Origin of the sequence: Streptococcus sp. oral taxon 431, from assembly GCF_001553685.1 — a bacterium.
GTDB lineage: Bacteria > Bacillota > Bacilli > Lactobacillales > Streptococcaceae > Streptococcus.
This window is the reverse complement of sequence record NZ_CP014264.1, coordinates 491,603-507,776: the sequence shown is the minus strand read 5'-3', so window position 1 is coordinate 507,776 and position 16,174 is coordinate 491,603. Positions and strand designations below refer to the sequence as shown.

The window sequence follows — 16,174 nt, the reverse complement described above, 5'->3', positions numbered from 1 at the left end:
CCATAAATTTACCTATTTTTGAGAAGGGGATGCAATAAACTGATGGAAATAGAAAAGAGAAGGAACTTAATCCTTCTCTATCTGATGATTCCACACTCTCTTTTTAGAACAAATACATGAAAGCCAAAGTCAAGAGACTAGCGAATAAGCCCACTCCCCAGAAAAAGAAGTCGACCTTCCACTCACTCCAAGCTTGGCCTTTCCCAGAAAAGCCCCCCAACTCAAAATGATGGTGAACTGGTGTCATACGGAAGATACGTTTTCCTCCAGTCAACTTAAAGTAGGTGACTTGCATCATAACAGATGTTGTTTCAAAGACATACACTAGACCAATCAAAAGCAGCGTCCATTCTTGGTGCAGTGCCATGGAAATAGCCGCCAACATCCCTCCAAGGGCTAGGCTACCTACATCTCCCATGAAAACTTTAGCAGGCTTGTGGTTAAAGACAAAGAAGCCAAGAAGACCACCAATCATAGCTACAATCACTAGTAAGATATCGAGCTGATTTTGCACATAGGCAATCACTCCATAGGCAGATAGGCTAATCACAACAGAAATACTTGCCAAGCCATCGATTCCGTCAGTCAGATTAACTGCATTTGAAAAACCAACTAACCAGAAGAGGGCAAAGAGAATATACAGAACTCCTAAATGCAAGGGATAACCAAATACATTTAAGATATCTCCTCCTCTTTCATAGAAGAAATAGAAGATCACTCCTCCGACTAACTGGAGCAAGAGTTTTTGTTTAGGATTAAGTCCTTCATTGATTTTGCGGAAAACCTTGAGGAAATCATCCAAGAAACCGACCAAACCATATAAGACCAGGATAAAGAGGATCATTCCGACATTATTGGTTAATTGATTAGTCATGAGAGCAAGGACCAGACTAACTAAAACTCCTGCTAGGAGAAAGACGAGTCCTCCCATTGTTGGTGTCCCAGCTTTTGCTTGGTGTTGTTTGACATCCTCATGCATCTGTTGACCGGTAATCTGTGCTTTGTGGTAAAAACGGATAAAGGCTGGAATTCCTATGACTGTTAGAATAAAGGCAATCACTCCAGCAAAGATAGAAATAAGCATTCTAATCTCCTAATGTTATTTTTATTTTCTGTAAATCTTTTAAAGCTGTATTAGAACGAACACTTTGCTTTTTAACAGTTTCTCCTGTACCTTCAAACTCAACTTCAAGATTCAGCCATTTGGCAAAGGTTTCAACATTTTTCTTAGACCATCCATATAAGTCAGGCATCTCTTCTACCTTATCTGAAAGGAGTAAAATTTGCTGATTGGCATCTAGATTGGTTCCTTCTGCTACAGAGCTTTCTTTGATTTTTGTTCCCGAACCGATAACAATTGGTTGTACAAGGTTACGACGGAGTTCTTCAGCTAAATCTCCAGGGCTAGAGTCCTTAATGCTAGGCATGGCATAACTAGTTGTAGTTGTCACTTGGTCCAAATTCTTAGCCGCAGATTGAAGATTGAGCGTCTCTTTCATGGCTGAAGCTCGCTCCAAAATCGGGTTAGAAAACTCTCCTAGTTGTACTGAAGTAATATGTTCTGGTTGTTGAACTGTCACATAGAGGATAAAATCAGGATTTTCACTCGGATTCATCGATACTACTGAGTAGATATAGTTGGTGCCTCCCTTTAAGTATCCCCCTTTTTGTTCGTCAGCAATCTGGGCAGTTCCTGATTTTACAGAAACAGTCTGACCAGGTACAGTAACGATTGGTTTACCGGTAAGTTTATTGTACATTGTACCATAAACAGGATCTGTACCAACCAAAATCATATTTTCTCGAGTCAGACTAGCCGCTTCTTTTGATACAGGATTACCTACAATTTCCTTTTTGGACTTCCGTACTGTCTGATCATTAGGATCATAAAGGGCACTGATAAACTTAGGCTCTAGCATAACCCCATCATTAGCAATGGCAGTAAAAGCGCGGAGCATCTGGGTTTGGGTAACAGAAATCCCTTGACCAAAGGCACTCATGGCAATATTAACAACGTTATCTGCAGGTAGTTGTCCAGCATACTCATCAGGCATACCAAAACGGGTTGGAACTCCAAACTTAAATCGATTGAGGTATTCTAACCAAGTAGCATCCCCCATCTTTTGTTGGAGCAAGGTCATCCCCACATTACTTGAGTGAGCAAAACCTTGCGAGTATGTCATTATACTCCCAGCTGATAAACCATCATTAACATCCCAGTCTCTGATAGTCGCATCAGCTACCTTCAATTCACTACTATTAAAGTATTCGCCTCCAGAGAAGGTTTTATTGTCAATAGCCGCAGCTAGGGTCATAACCTTCATGGTCGAACCTGGCTCATAGTTACTTTGATAGAGGATATTTCGCCAAACAAAATCATCTGTTAGGCCTTCTTTTGTATTTGCATCAAAAGTCGGTCTTTGGGTAGTGGCAAGAATTTCCCCTGTCTTGGCACTAACCAAGGTCGCATTCATGTACTTGCCCTTAACTTTTTCTTGAAAGGCATCCATTTGACTTTCCATAAAGGACTGCAATGGACTGGATAAGGTCGTGTAGACATCTTTTCCATTTACTGTTTGTTGGGTGACTTGTTCCGTACCTGGAACAATATTACCTAAACGATCTTTTTCATAGGTAATAATGCCGTCTGTCCCTGCCAGCAAGCTATTTAAGGAGCTCTCGACACCAGACGTTCCAATGAGACTTTTTGTCCCATCTTCATTTTCATGTAACTGGGCTAAACCAATAAATGATGAAGCAAATTTCCCATTTGGATAACTTCGGTTGGGACTAGTGGTAAAGTTAACACCCTCGACCTTAGCAGTTTCCAAATCCTGTTTAATGGACATCATATTAGCGTAGGTAATCCCATTTCCTTTGACACCAAAGGAAACCTGTTTGAGATTGGGTTGAGAGAGTTGATCTTTGACGTAGGTCTCCTCCATATCCAAGTACTTATGGAAAATTTCGGCTACCTTATTGTACTGAGATTCCTCAACATATAGAATATCTCCATTCGCAGACTTATAATCCTTATCAATGACCGCATAAACATTATAGGAGGTTGCATCTTCTGCAATCGGAGTTCCATTACGATCATAAATGGTCCCCCTCTTAGCAGGGACTGTTCGAGTCGTTTGATGAACCTTATAAGCTTCTTTGACTAGGTCAACACCAAATTTTGAGCCTGTACCAATAATTACCGCAAAGTTAACCAAAAAAACAGCAAAGAGAAAGACGGCCAGAAGGCTCAAATTCTTTCCCACTAGTCTGCGGTTTTCTGCTGGAGATTTGCGATTTTTAATGGCAAAGCGTATGATTCTTTCTTTCCAGTTTTTCATTTACTACTCCGCCGATCGGATATTTTCATTATTTAATTGCAAGTCTTGAGAATTTGCAATCCCGGTCAAACGTTCTGATCGGATCAATTCATTAACTTCTTGTTTAGCATCATCCAACTCTGTCTTTTTTTCCTCAATTTGTGAATTGACTGTTGTCAAATCACTCTGAACCTGCAAAAGTTGAGTCTGCATATAGACTACACTGATTGCTAAGACAAGGGCTGTGATGGCAATTGAAAGGTAAAAAGCCTTTTCAACACGTGAAAATTTTTTTATACGAGCTTGTAGCAATTGGCTCGTTGTTCCTCTTGTTTCTGCCATTATTTCCTCTTACTTGTGAATTTTTCTTGCCACTCGTAGCTTGGCTGAGTGGGAACGATTATTGGCTTCCAATTCTTCCTTGCTTGGTAAAATCGGCTTCCGAGATACCAATTCCATTTTGGGCTTGAGATCGTCTGGGATGAAAGGTAGTCCTTTAGGAACTTCAACTGTAGAAGCTTCCTTAAATAACTGCTTAGTCAAGCGATCTTCCAGCGAATGAAATGTGATGACTGAAATTCTTCCATCAAGAGCTAGAAGTTCAATCGCCTGCTGGATTGATTCATCTGCAGCACCCAACTCATCATTGACCTCAATACGGATAGCTTGGAAAATTTGTTTGGCTGGGTGACCTTTTTTCTTGAGTTCCTTTGCTGGTTTGGCAGATTTGATAATTTCTGCTAATTCCGTCGTGGTCTCAATCGGCTTCTGTTCACGCGCCTGTTCAATTTTTCGAGCAATCTGTTTGGAAAACTTGTCTTCTCCATATTTGAAAAAGATTCTTACCAAATCATGGTAGTCGTAGTGATTAACGACTTCATAAGCAGTCAAACTAGCTTCCTGATTCATGCGCATATCCAGTGGTGCATCCTTCTTATAGGAAAAACCACGTTCACGCTGATCCAACTGCGGGCTTGACACACCTAAGTCATAACAAATTCCATCAATTTCAGTCACACCTAAGTCATTTAAGCGGTCCTTCAAATGACGGAAATTATCCTTGATGAAGGTGACCATTCCCTTTTCGATATAGGGTGCCAAACGTTTTTGCGCATTATCAATAGCGTTTTGGTCCTGGTCAAAGGCATAGAGATGCCCTTTCTCACTTAGTTTACTTAATAAATACTCGCTGTGTCCTGCTCCTCCCAATGTCGCATCAACGTAAATGCCATCAGGCTTCACATCAAGCATATCAATGGTTTCATGGAGCATGACCGTTACATGATGAAATTCTTTAGTCATATCTTATCTATTTTACCACAATTCTGACTAGCTTGCACTCGCTAAAGCAAAAACCTTCCTTGTTGTTTTATCACTTGTATTCAGCAGGCGACTCTGCTACCTGAGCTAGTTCTACACGCTCTTGGGGATTCAAGTGTTGATGAACAGCCTCTGCAACTGCTCTTGGTATACCAACTTCCACAATCTCGTCCACGCTAGCTTCCTTGATTTTTGCCAGAGATTTGAAATATTTCATGAGATTCTGCTTGCGTTTCGGACCCAGGCCTTCAATTCCATCCAATTGAGAGGAGAAAGAGTTTTTAGAACGCAGTTGACGGTGGAAGGTGATGGCAAAACGGTGTACCTCATCCTGAATGCGTTGTAGGAGGAAAAATTCTTGAGAATTGCGAGATAGCTCTACCACCTCAAGCGGATCTCCAAAAAGCAATTCATGGGTTTGGTGCTTGTCATTCTTTTGCAGACCTGCAATGGGAATATCTAACCCCAACTCTTCTTGAATAACCTGCTTAGCGATATTAACCTGACCTTGCCCCCCATCAATGACGATCAAATCTGGCGGTGTCAAGCCATCACGTTGAACTCGACCATAGCGTCTGCGGATAACCTCTCGCATACTGGCATAGTCATCTGGTCCAACAACTGTCTTAATCTTATACTTGCGGTAATCCTTCTTGCTCGGTTTCCCGTTAACAAAAACAACCATGGCAGAAACAGGACTAGTCCCCATGATATTGGAATTGTCAAAGGACTCGATGCGGACTGGGGTTGGAATTTGTAAAAGTCGCCCTAGATTTTCAATAGCCCCTTGTGTCTTCTCAACTGATTTTTCTAGTAGGTTAAATTTCTGCTCCAAGCTTACACGCGCATTTTTGATAGCCAGATTAACCAGTTGTTTTTTCTCTCCACGTTGGGGTTTGAGAACCTTGGTATCCACCAAAGCCTTAACAGCCTCGTCATCAATATCCTGAGGAATCAAAATTTCATTAGGAACCAGATGAGATTTTTCTTGATAAAACTGCCCAACATAGGTCAGGAAATCTTCATCTGGATCATTGTAGTAAGGAAAAAGGTTGACATCACGCTCAATGAGCTTACCTTGGCGAACAAAGAAAACCTGAACGCACATCCAGCCCTTATCCACATAATAACCAAAGACATCACGGTTTTGGAGGTCCTTAGTCATAACCCGTTGCTTGGTCCGAAGTGTTCCAATGGCCTGAATCAGATCCCGATATTCAGCTGCACGTTCAAATTCCATACTCTGAGCTGCCACATTCATCTTTTCCTTGAGGTCATCGATGATTTTGTCATCCTGACCCTTTAGAAAATCTGAGACTTCTTGAGCCATGTCTTTAAAATAAGCCTCGTCTTTCTTACAGATGGTGTGAGCCACGCACTGGCCAATATGGTAATAAAAACAAACCTTCGATGGTGGATTAGTACACTTGCGAAAAGGGAAAATCCGATCCAGAAGTCGCTTGATTTCATTGGCCGCCCCCACATCCGGATAGGGTCCAAAATAGAGACCTCCGTCTTTCTTGACCTGACGGGTGATAATCAAGCGAGGATAGCGCTCATTGGTAATTTTGATGAAAGGATAGGACTTGTCGTCCTTGAGCATAATATTGTATTTAGGCTTATTTTCCTTAATCAAGTTGATTTCCAGAAGGAGGGCCTCAATATTGGATTCCGTAACAATAAACTCAAAGTCTACAATTTCAGACACCAAGGCTTCTGTCTTGGTATCATGACTCCCACGGAAATAGGACCGTACACGGTTACGTAGATTTTTAGCCTTTCCTACATAGATAATCGTACCGTTTTTATCCTTGTGAATGTAACAACCAGGGCTGGTCGGCAAGAGCTCTAGTTTTGATTTAATCAAGTTATTCATAGTTCCATTATAGCAAAAAGCCCCCTTCATTGCTTACATCAAGGAGCTCTATTTTTCGTTTGAAAATCACTTATTCTCCAGACTCATAAAGTTCTTGAACTGCTTGAACATCTTGAGCCTGAATACCATAATAAGAACCTGCTGGCTGCATGACTGAAACTTCATTGGTATGTTCCAGCCCAATGGCATGACCTAGCTCATGCTCTGCCGTATGCAAGATACGATCATAGGTATAGCCATAGTTTGGATTAGATAAATAATAATGATTCAAACGAACTGTTACAGAAGTGAATTGTTTGGTTAGAAGATTTGTTTGACTCTCCGCCTCACCAGCAACAGATGTGGAACCATCATTCATTTCAGTCGCAAAAATAGTTGCTTGGTCAGGTTCTGTCACAACTACAAAATTAAAAGCGCCAGTCTGATTCCAATTGGCAATAGCCTCAGCGTAGGCTTTTTGGAAGGTTGCATCCATTTGAGGATCAATATAAATAGTCGCCTGTGCTTGGGGCCATTTTACTCCTGAATCTTGATGATGATCAGTCTGAGACAAACCTTGCAACTTACCAGTTTCTTGCCATTGATGCCAACCTGCCTGACCAACTTGAACAAGTTGCCCCGCTTGATTGAAGACACCAGATAAATCCCCTGTCACATACCAGAGAATCCCTAAAGCAATGAGAATTAAGACTACAAGAGTCCACACAAGGCGCCAGAACATGCGCCAAACAAAAGAAAAGAAAGCCCCTATTAAACGAAAAAGCCAGCGCATGTCTCTCCACCTTTCTAGCAAATAAACTTTATTTTACTAAAACAAGCTAAAAGAAAACTAAATACTGGCTTTTTCATCTTAACGTCCTAATATTTTTTTGAATAACTGAATAGCTTTGTATTTTAAAGGCGATGGATGATATCGGAAAGTTCCAGCCTTTCTCACAATATAACCATTAAAGTTCTGCTTAAATCGTAATACGCCATCACTACCATCAAAAACCCCTTGAATACCTAGAAAGTTGTATTTGTCAATTTTTTTTTCCAAAGCCTGCTTCATTGCATGATATTGAAGCAAAAACGGAGCAGAAAATTTCTGATACTCTGTAAATGAACCCCCAAATAAGTATGTTGCTTCTGTATTTGTGTAAATGATTAAAGCACAAGCTAGAGCAATGTTGTCAGATTCACTATCCAAGTTCCTCAAAAGATTTTTTTTCTTTTGTAAAGCTTGATATTGCTGTTTAAATTGCTTTGACTTTTCATCAAGACCAGCCTGCTTCACATTTAAAGCATCTATAGACTGTTGCGGATTAACTTCAGCAATTAGGAAATCCGCCTTATCTCCAAACATATCATACAATTTAAAGTAATAATCTAAATTCTTATCCTCAAAACCTTGTCTTTTACCTGTTTCTTCAATAATTTTTTTGAACGTTGGAATTTCTTCCCGTTCTGCATTTCGAATAAGAATATTAAAATCAAAGGCTGACTGAATGTTGCGAATACTATTTTTATTAAAGGATTTCAATAAGGAAACAGCATCATAATCTTGCAAATCTTTGATGTAATGCCAGCTGACTTCTCCATTAGGATAACCGGTTGGCAAACCATCAAATTGGTAGCCTAAATTGCACAGATCTTGGATAATACTTTTTTCTTCTTCATCTATTGGATTCCCATCGCTGTCAAAAGTTTGATAGGTCTCATAAGGTTTCACAAGCAACTCTAATGCACCATTTTGTTTAGCATATTCTTTTAATCCCTCATAAAAAACTGGAAGGGCACCTTTTTGGGTATAAATAGGCCCAGAATTCAACTCCATATGAAGACCGCCTAACATAGGCAAGCTATAGATCAGAGCTGCAACTTGAATTTCTCCTTCTTGTTTCAAAGAAAGATAAACAACTCGAGCTCCTCGCTTTTCTAACAAATCTCCCATCTGGACAGACTGCATGAAGGAGCAGCTAGGAACTGTTTCCGAATAACGTTGAAACTCTTCTTTAGTGAGTGTAATCAGTTTCATAAACTTACTTTCTATGATGTTTTTTTCTTAGTGTCTTACGAAGGTGATAAAAATAGTTGGCCAATTGATACAAAAAACTTATCGGTAGAGTAAACTCACCTATATATTCTTGAACAACAGGACTAAAGTTGGATTTAAAATCCGTTAACCCATCATCTAAAGTACCTTCAATCCCCCCCATATTAGCCCAATTTTTACCATCATTAAAAGAATCCTCAAAAACTTTTGGATAAAGCACATATTGGGGGTAGAATTTTTTAAATCTATCATCCATTCCAGCATAAAGCATTTCGAGTGTATCGCCGAACGAAACAGAGAGAACCCCCGCTATAACAATTTCTTCCGGATATTTTTGAACAAGTTCTTGAAATTCTATAATGTATTTTTCAACAGATTTTTTCTGTTGTTGTAATTTGGTTAGACGCTTCTTTTGATATTCGTCTGTTTCAGCCAAATCTTTTTTTATCTGGTGTAACTGCTCTCTATACTCCGTTAGACGTTCAGGAATATTAATCTTTGCTAAGTGTAAATACGAATCATCTCCATATATTTCCATTAACTTTTGAAAATATTCCTGATTTCGCAGAGAAACATTCTTACGACGTTCCGTTAAAGCTATAATCGTTTCAAAATTTGAAATATCTGATAAGCTACCACGAAATGTAATAACACCTCTCTTAACTGCATCCTTCATTAACCTCTTAGTATGCTTCGGAAAATCAGAATCTAAATCTTTTTTTAGTATTCTATTAGCTTGGTAACGTGGTTGAATAGTTTCAGACATAGCTATAGTCCTACCAGACCATTGACAATTTGCATCTTTTAAATTTTGAATAGCTTCTATAGATATACTATTCTCAGAAAATTCTTTAGAAGATTTATCAATAGGATATTGTTTTAAGATCAGAGACGGATCAAACTTAATAAAAACAGACCGCTTACTAGCTCCAAATTGTTTTAAGCTTCTCATCACAAATTTTACCAACTCTTTATCTTGATAATCCATGATTGGTCCTCTTGGGATATACATCATAGTATATCCAAGTGGCAATTTTTTTATGAGTATACTTGCAACAGCTACTAATTCTCCATTTTTATAAAAACCTAAACGCTCATTCCCCCAATTATCTTTTATCTTTGCCCAAGAACTACTCTGTAATAGACTAACTTGTGGATGTTGACTAACAAAAGCATCATGTTCTTGGGACGAAATCCCTACTTTAAATTCAAACACTTTAACTCCTCCCATTATATCTTCATATAAATTATAATTTTTTCTATAAAAACACCAAGAAATGGCATCTCACTTTTTGAAGAGATCATCTCCACCAAGTTTCTACTACCATTTTACTACTTTCAATTAAAAAGTCTAGTGAAAACAAACTTTCATTTTCATTTTTAATCTTAAAGGGACAGTCTATATTATTTTATCGACAAAAAAACTAGCTCAATCTCTCTTCCAAAACAAAATCAATCGGCAGCGTAGCCAAAAAACGTTCCAATTGTTTTTCCCAATAATACCACTCGTGATTTCCTGGACTATGGCTATAAGAAATATCAAAACCAAGCTTCTTGAGATTCTTCACCGCGAGGTTATTGGCAGCATACAAGAAATCTTGTTCACCACACCAAGCCCAGAGCTTTGTTTTCTTATCAGACTTTTTAGCGAGTGTTTCAAGTGAGTAAGGGCTATTCACCCAATCATTAACTTTACCAAAAACACCTCGCCAGTAAGCAAGCGACCCAAGATTTTGACTTTCTGGGGAAAACTCTTCGAAACTAAGAGCACCAGAAAGACTAGCTGCATGTGAGAAACGGTTGGTCGACAGCGCCAACTTGAAGGAACCGTAGCCTCCCATTGAAAGGCCAGCGATAAAAGTCTTTTCACGCTTGCTAGACATATTAGGGAAGAAGCGTTTGAGTACTTTAGGCAGTTCTTCTGCTAAAGCTGTATAGTAGTTATAGCCATACTGAGTATCTGTGTACCAGCCATTACTTGTATTTGGCATGACAACAATTAGATTAGTCCCTCGCACTAAGCGCTCTACATTGGTCCGTTTGAGCCAGCTATTATGATTCCCTGACATCCCATGTAAGAGATAGAGGACAGGAATATCCGTAGAATCTGGCTCCTCAACCCGAGACGCATCTGGGTAGAGAACATTCACTCCCCACTCCATATCTAAAACTTCTGAGTAGTACTCAATCTTCATTACTGCCATAACTTGCTCCTTATACACTTAAGATAAGAAAAAGCCGAAACTCGACTTTCTCTACTACTATTTAATCCTTATTTTGCTTCCATGACCACTGGTAAGATAGCTGGGCGGCGTTTTGTTTGATCAAAGAGGAATTTAGCCAAATTGTCACGAACCTTACCTTTGAGGTCTGCCCAATCAAACTCTTCACCTTGGAGGTAGTCTTCAACTGTTTGGTTCACCAACTCTGTACTTTCGCGCAGAATATCCCTACTCTTCTTGAGATAGACAAATCCACGCGTGTGCACTCGAGCTCTAGCGATGATTTTTTTCTCACGACGGTTAACAGTGATAGCCACGATGAAAATCCCATCTTCTGACAAGACCTTACGGTCACGAAGAACGACATTCCCAACATCCCCAATGGCATTCCCATCAATCAAGACATCGCCTGCTGTAACTGTACCAGATGGAACAAAGTCCCCATGCTCATAAGACATGGTTGTTCCCTTTTTAGGGATGAAAATCCGTTCCGGCAACATTCCAACTGCCATAGCAGCCTTGGCATGGGCATCCAACTCACGGTATTCTCCTTGGATTGGGAAGAGATACTTAGGTTGCAAGAGATTGATCATCAATTGCAAATCACGCGCATTTCCGTGTCCAGACACTCGCAAACTTTGGGTAATGGGTTTAACCACACCTCCAGCTTGGTAGATCATATTTTCCACACGTGCCATAACCGCTTCCTTAGCGATTGATGGTGTTGTAACAATATAGACCAGGTCACCTTCTTTGATTTCAACATAACGGTGACGACCAATAGACATCTTGCGTAGGCCGTTAATGGGTTCACCCATACGTCCAGTTTCAAGGATAATTAATTCGTGATCTTCAAAACGAGACATATCTTTTGGTTTAATCAAAAGATTTTCACTTGCTAGAGACAATTTTTTCAAGCGAATGGCTGTACGGACGATATTTTCAATATCAAATCCTGTCAAAACAACACGGCGCCCAGTCTCTGCAGCCGCATCAAATACCTGCTGGATACGAGAAAGGTTACTTGCAACCGCAGCGATGATGATACGTCCATCCCAGTCAGAGATGGTTTGCGTGATTTCTACACCAACTTCATTTTCACTGGCTACTTGGATATTGCTATCTGCATTAGCCGAGTCACTAAGCAAAGCTAAGACCCCTTCGCGACCAATCTCTGCCAATCGACCGAAGTCAGTAGCATAGGATTCACTAGCCGTTTGGTCAAACTTGAAATCTCCTGTGTAAACAACATTTCCTTCAGACGTTTTTAAGACCACACCCAAACTTTCTGGGATAGAGTGGGTTGTACGGAAGAAGGACACAACAGTCCCACCAAAATCAATCTCTGTATTTTCATCAATCACATGGAAATCATCAAATTTCTTGACGCTGTCATTTCCCTTAACAAAGAGTTTAGCCAGTTCGATGGTCAACTCTGAGCCAAATACAGGAACCTTAGCTTCTGCCAAGAGATAAGGAAGGGCGCCAATCGCATCCGCATGCCCGTGTGTTAAGAAAACCCCAGCAATACGGTCGCTATTTTCAAACAGATAGTCCATGTTGGGAATAACGACATCGACACCCAACTGTTCATTTTCAGGATATTTCAAACCTGCATCTAATACAAAAATCGAGTCGTTAATTTCTGCGATGTACATGTTTTTACCATTTTCACGTACACCCCCAAGTGTTGTTAATTTAATAGTATTCATTTTTCCTCCGAATAGTCACTTCAACTGTTTGTAGAGCTTTAAATGCTCTCTTTTTCTGAAAGTCCAATTCACTTTCAGCCGAATCTTTTCCATTCATTATACCATTTTTTTACTAATTTTCAAAATGAATCTTACAGATAATCTAACTTCAACCATCTCTTTCCGTTCAATAACGGACAAAGCAGCACTAATAAGAGGATCAAATGATACAATTGTTACTCCCATCCTGTCTAATCTTCAAATAAGTCAGCAACATTATAAAGCACTTCGCAGTCACAGTAGGCTCCATTTGCTTCTAAAAATCCCAAAATCACTTCCACTTCTAATACTCAATGAAAATCAAAGAGCAAACTAGGAAACTAGCCGCAGGCTGTACTTAAGTACGGCAAGGTGACGTTGACGCGGTTTGAATTTGATTTTCGAAGAGTATAAATCACGCCCTTTTAGAAATGACCTAGTCAAGGTAAAATCAGCAGGACAAGTCAGCGACTCTAACTCCTGATCCAAAAAATCAAACAAATCTAAAAAGGTCTCCCTTGGTATCGGTAAACTAGCTTCAAATTCTTTCTTCTGTTGCTGCTTATACTCTGCCAGTAATTTCTTTTTCTTCTCTTTTTCCATTTTCTCCTCCGACTAACTTCTCTGGTACTTTTGATACTAATACCTAATACTCAATGAAAATCAAAGAGCAAACTAGGAAGCTAGCCGCAGGTTGCTCAAAGCACCGCTTTGAGGTTGCAGATAAAGCTGACGTGGTTTGAAGAGATTTTCGAAGAGTATCACTTTCTTCAACAAGATTCAACAGTCCTTCACTCCTCTCATTATAGCACTAAATTCCTTTCATTGATGTAGTTTTTGATAGCAAAAAAAGAGTCAGCAAGCCAACTCTTTCAATCTCTATTCACTTTTTTCCATCAAGAAATCATAGATTTCTTGGACTGTTCCAAGCGCCATTATCTCTTGCTCTTTAACAGTTTGTTTCAGTTTTTGATAAATCTGACTTTGAGCGATATCACGCTTTTCAGCCTCTTTATTTACCCTCATGACTCCATTTTCAATGGTCACAAAGCCAAGCTCTTCAAATATCTGAATCATTTTGACTAATAGGATTTGCTCAATCTTGAGAAAGGCTGCCAAATCCTTGAGTTTATAGCGAATGTCAAACTCTGGGAACTGATAGATGGTTTTATACAATTTAGCAAACTGCTCTCTCGTTCCATAGCCCGTCAAGTAGTAAGCTTTGGCTATATCATTTTTAAAGTAAAGAGCTGACAATTCCTGCTCCTGACAGATTTTCTTAAGGAGGGATATATCCTCAGGGATATTTTTTACGACAATAGCAGAACAAGAGGTCACATCAGGCAACTCTTGCGTAAAATCCAAAACGGCTACCCCTTCTGGTAACAAGGCATTCTTGCCACGAATGTTAAAGAGCTGAACACCTTCTACACGGGCGTCAACCATCATTAACTGCAAGGTGGTTTGTCCATTCCATTGGTTGACAGAGAGAGTCACCGCCAGTTCCAATTGCTTGGTCTGTGAGTATTCAGTCACCCATTTCCCTTGACCAAAAGCAACCACCTCAAAACTGGATTCACCTTTGGAAATCTTCAGCTTGAGATGAGCATTACCAGCCCCCATAACGCGAGCATTTTCAACTTGAAAATCTCGAATATAGAAGACAGGTTTTTGGTTATCCATCCCAAAAGGAGCTAGACGTTCAAAACTTTTCACCGTCTCCAGACTCAAGGTCTCTAAATCCAGTTCTTCATCTAAAAATAGATTGTTTTTACCTTGGGCATCTGCGCCTTTTTCTCGGATATAGGCTTCCAAAAGATCAGACAAGAATTCCAACTTATCCACTTCAAGGGTCATACCAGCAGCACCTGCGTGACCACCAAAGGCGATAAACAGTTCTCGATGCGGGTCCAAGGCTTCAAAGATATCGACTGCTTCAATGCTTCGAGCACTCCCCTTGGCGCGTCCATCTTCGATATTCAAGACAATGACTGTCTGACCCAGTTCTTCAAGTAAGCGCCCAGCTACAATTCCAAGAACTCCCGGATTCCAGCCTTCCTTAGCCAAAACTTGAACACTTTTCTCAGGATCTACCATACCTTTGGCTTCATCGTAAATGGACTGAACAATTTCCTTACGTTCTTCATTCTTTTGATGAATCAAAAGGGCGATTTCATGCACTTCCTCATCGTCAAATCCAGTCAACAAATCAATAGCTGGATTGGGATCATCCAGGCGTCCTAGGGCATTTAAACGTGGTGCCAATTGAAAACCAACCGTCTCTTCTGTCACATCGCTACTCGAAATCCCAGCGATTTCAAACATTTCCTGCAGGCCCATTCGCTGAGTATTGCGCAAGACCTCAAGACCATATTGGACCATGATACGATTTTCGTCAGTTAAGCTGACCATATCGGCAATTGTACCGATAGCAACCAAGTCTAACAACTCAACCTGCACTTCTTCCAAAAGGGCACAAGCTAGCTTAAAAGCAACTCCACAACCCGCTAGATGTTTGAAAGGATAGTCCGCCCCTGGATGTTCAGGATGAATAATAGCATAAGCATCTGGTAAAACTTCAGGCATAGAATGGTGGTCGGTCACAATAACGTCCACCCCCATAGACTGAGCCAAATCAATAGCTTCATGCCCCGCCACACCATTGTCCACCGTCACAATCAAAGACACACCTTGCTGTTCGATAAAATATTTGTAGACACTGGCATTTGGACCATAACCATCCGTAAAGCGATTGGGAAGATAGACCAGGCATTCAGCGCCTAACTGTTCTAAACTTTCCTTAACAATGGAAGCCGAAGTCATCCCATCCGCATCGTAGTCCCCGTAAATGAGAATCAACTCCCCTTGCTCAATAGCATGGCGAATCCGCTCCACTGCCTTTTCCATATCATGCAGAAGGTAGGGATCATGCAAATCTTCCAAAGAAGGTTCTAAAAATTTTTTCAGACTAGTCTCATCCTTGATGCCTCGTTCAAATAACAAACGAGCTACTTCAGGTCCCAAACCAGCTTTCTTAGCTATCTTTGTAAAATCCGCATCCTCAACTTGCGGAGCAAATTGCCAATTATAAGTAGGAATTATCAAAAAAATCATCCACTCTTTCTTACGATTCTATCTTTTTATTATAACATGATTTCCAGTTTTTCTCTTGATTTTCTAACTAATTTGATGACTCTTCATCGCTCTAAACAGTAACTTTTAAGACATATACATGCCAAAGTGTCATTCCTTTTTTTACTTGATTTTTGCAATTTCCCCTCAGATAAGGTATAATAATTGTATTGTCTTTTGGGGTCGTTACGGATTCGACAGGCATTATGAGGCATATTTTGCGACTCGTGTGGCGACGTAAACGCTCAGTTAAATATAACTGCAAAAAATAACACTTCTTACGCTCTAGCTGCCTAAAAACCAGCAGGCGTGACCCGATTTGGATTGCTCGTGTTCAATGACAGGTCTTATTATTAGCGAGATACGATCAAGCTTTGTCTAGCAGTTTGATAAGAGATTTATAGACTCGCAGTTTCTAGGCTTGAGTTATGTGTCGAGGGGCTGTTAAAACAATACATAACCTATGGTTGTAGACAAATATGTTAGCAGGTGTTTGGACGTGGGTTCGACTCCCACCGGCTCCATTATATTTTAAAAAG

Annotated in this window: 13 protein-coding genes and 1 other RNA gene; 1 reads left to right on the top strand and 13 read right to left on the bottom strand. The window is 40.1% G+C overall.

From position 1 onward, the window contains the following. Positions 1 to 103: 103 nt before the first annotated feature. The 13 genes from mraY to recJ form a co-directional block, all read right to left on the bottom strand. Positions 104 to 1,084: a phospho-N-acetylmuramoyl-pentapeptide-transferase gene (gene mraY / locus AXE83_RS02375; RefSeq protein WP_049508285.1), complete on the bottom strand. Its 981-nt coding sequence runs from the start codon at positions 1,082 to 1,084 to the stop codon at positions 104 to 106. 1 nt (position 1,085) lies between these two features. After that, on the bottom strand, positions 1,086 to 3,341 hold the full coding sequence (pbp2x, locus tag AXE83_RS02370; RefSeq protein ID WP_060955280.1) for a penicillin-binding protein PBP2X: 2,256 nt from the start codon (positions 3,339 to 3,341) through the stop codon (positions 1,086 to 1,088). A 3-nt stretch (positions 3,342 to 3,344) separates the two neighbouring features. Then, positions 3,345 to 3,662, bottom strand: coding sequence for a cell division protein FtsL (gene ftsL / locus AXE83_RS02365; protein WP_060955279.1), 318 nt, complete (start codon positions 3,660 to 3,662; stop codon positions 3,345 to 3,347). A 9-nt stretch (positions 3,663 to 3,671) separates the two neighbouring features. Further along, positions 3,672 to 4,622 (bottom strand): 16S rRNA (cytosine(1402)-N(4))-methyltransferase RsmH, encoded by a 951-nt coding sequence (rsmH, locus tag AXE83_RS02360; RefSeq protein WP_060955278.1) that lies wholly within the window; start codon positions 4,620 to 4,622, stop codon positions 3,672 to 3,674. A gap of 70 nt (positions 4,623 to 4,692) precedes the next feature. Next, the gene (gene uvrC / locus AXE83_RS02355; RefSeq protein WP_060955277.1) at positions 4,693 to 6,516 is read right to left on the bottom strand and encodes an excinuclease ABC subunit UvrC; all 1,824 of its coding nucleotides are present in this window, start codon (positions 6,514 to 6,516) and stop codon (positions 4,693 to 4,695) included. 70 nt (positions 6,517 to 6,586) lie between these two features. Beyond that, positions 6,587 to 7,288 carry a M57 family metalloprotease gene (locus tag AXE83_RS02350; RefSeq protein WP_060955276.1) on the bottom strand — a complete coding sequence of 234 codons (702 nt, stop codon included), beginning with the start codon at positions 7,286 to 7,288 and terminating at the stop codon, positions 6,587 to 6,589. A 78-nt stretch (positions 7,289 to 7,366) separates the two neighbouring features. Next, positions 7,367 to 8,533, bottom strand: coding sequence for an aminoacyltransferase (locus tag AXE83_RS02345; RefSeq protein ID WP_060955275.1), 1,167 nt, complete (start codon positions 8,531 to 8,533; stop codon positions 7,367 to 7,369). A 4-nt stretch (positions 8,534 to 8,537) separates the two neighbouring features. Continuing rightward, positions 8,538 to 9,767: an aminoacyltransferase gene (locus AXE83_RS02340; protein WP_060956358.1), complete on the bottom strand. Its 1,230-nt coding sequence runs from the start codon at positions 9,765 to 9,767 to the stop codon at positions 8,538 to 8,540. Positions 9,768 to 9,975: 208 nt separating this feature from the next. After that, the gene (locus AXE83_RS02335) at positions 9,976 to 10,755 is read right to left on the bottom strand and encodes an alpha/beta hydrolase (protein WP_060955274.1); all 780 of its coding nucleotides are present in this window, start codon (positions 10,753 to 10,755) and stop codon (positions 9,976 to 9,978) included. Between the two features lie 68 nt (positions 10,756 to 10,823). Further along, positions 10,824 to 12,485, bottom strand: coding sequence for a ribonuclease J (locus AXE83_RS02330; RefSeq protein WP_060955273.1), 1,662 nt, complete (start codon positions 12,483 to 12,485; stop codon positions 10,824 to 10,826). A 230-nt stretch (positions 12,486 to 12,715) separates the two neighbouring features. Then, positions 12,716 to 12,799, bottom strand: coding sequence for a DUF2695 domain-containing protein (locus tag AXE83_RS11715; RefSeq protein ID WP_075230490.1), 84 nt, complete (start codon positions 12,797 to 12,799; stop codon positions 12,716 to 12,718). Between the two features lie 37 nt (positions 12,800 to 12,836). After that, the gene (locus AXE83_RS02325; RefSeq protein ID WP_060955272.1) at positions 12,837 to 13,106 is read right to left on the bottom strand and encodes a hypothetical protein; all 270 of its coding nucleotides are present in this window, start codon (positions 13,104 to 13,106) and stop codon (positions 12,837 to 12,839) included. A 276-nt stretch (positions 13,107 to 13,382) separates the two neighbouring features. Continuing rightward, positions 13,383 to 15,608 (bottom strand): single-stranded-DNA-specific exonuclease RecJ, encoded by a 2,226-nt coding sequence (recJ, locus tag AXE83_RS02320; RefSeq protein WP_060956357.1) that lies wholly within the window; start codon positions 15,606 to 15,608, stop codon positions 13,383 to 13,385. Between the two features lie 206 nt (positions 15,609 to 15,814). On the opposite strand from recJ, the gene ssrA reads away from it, so the two are divergent. Continuing rightward, positions 15,815 to 16,162: a transfer-messenger RNA gene (gene ssrA, locus AXE83_RS02315) on the top strand. Positions 16,163 to 16,174 lie beyond the last annotated feature (12 nt).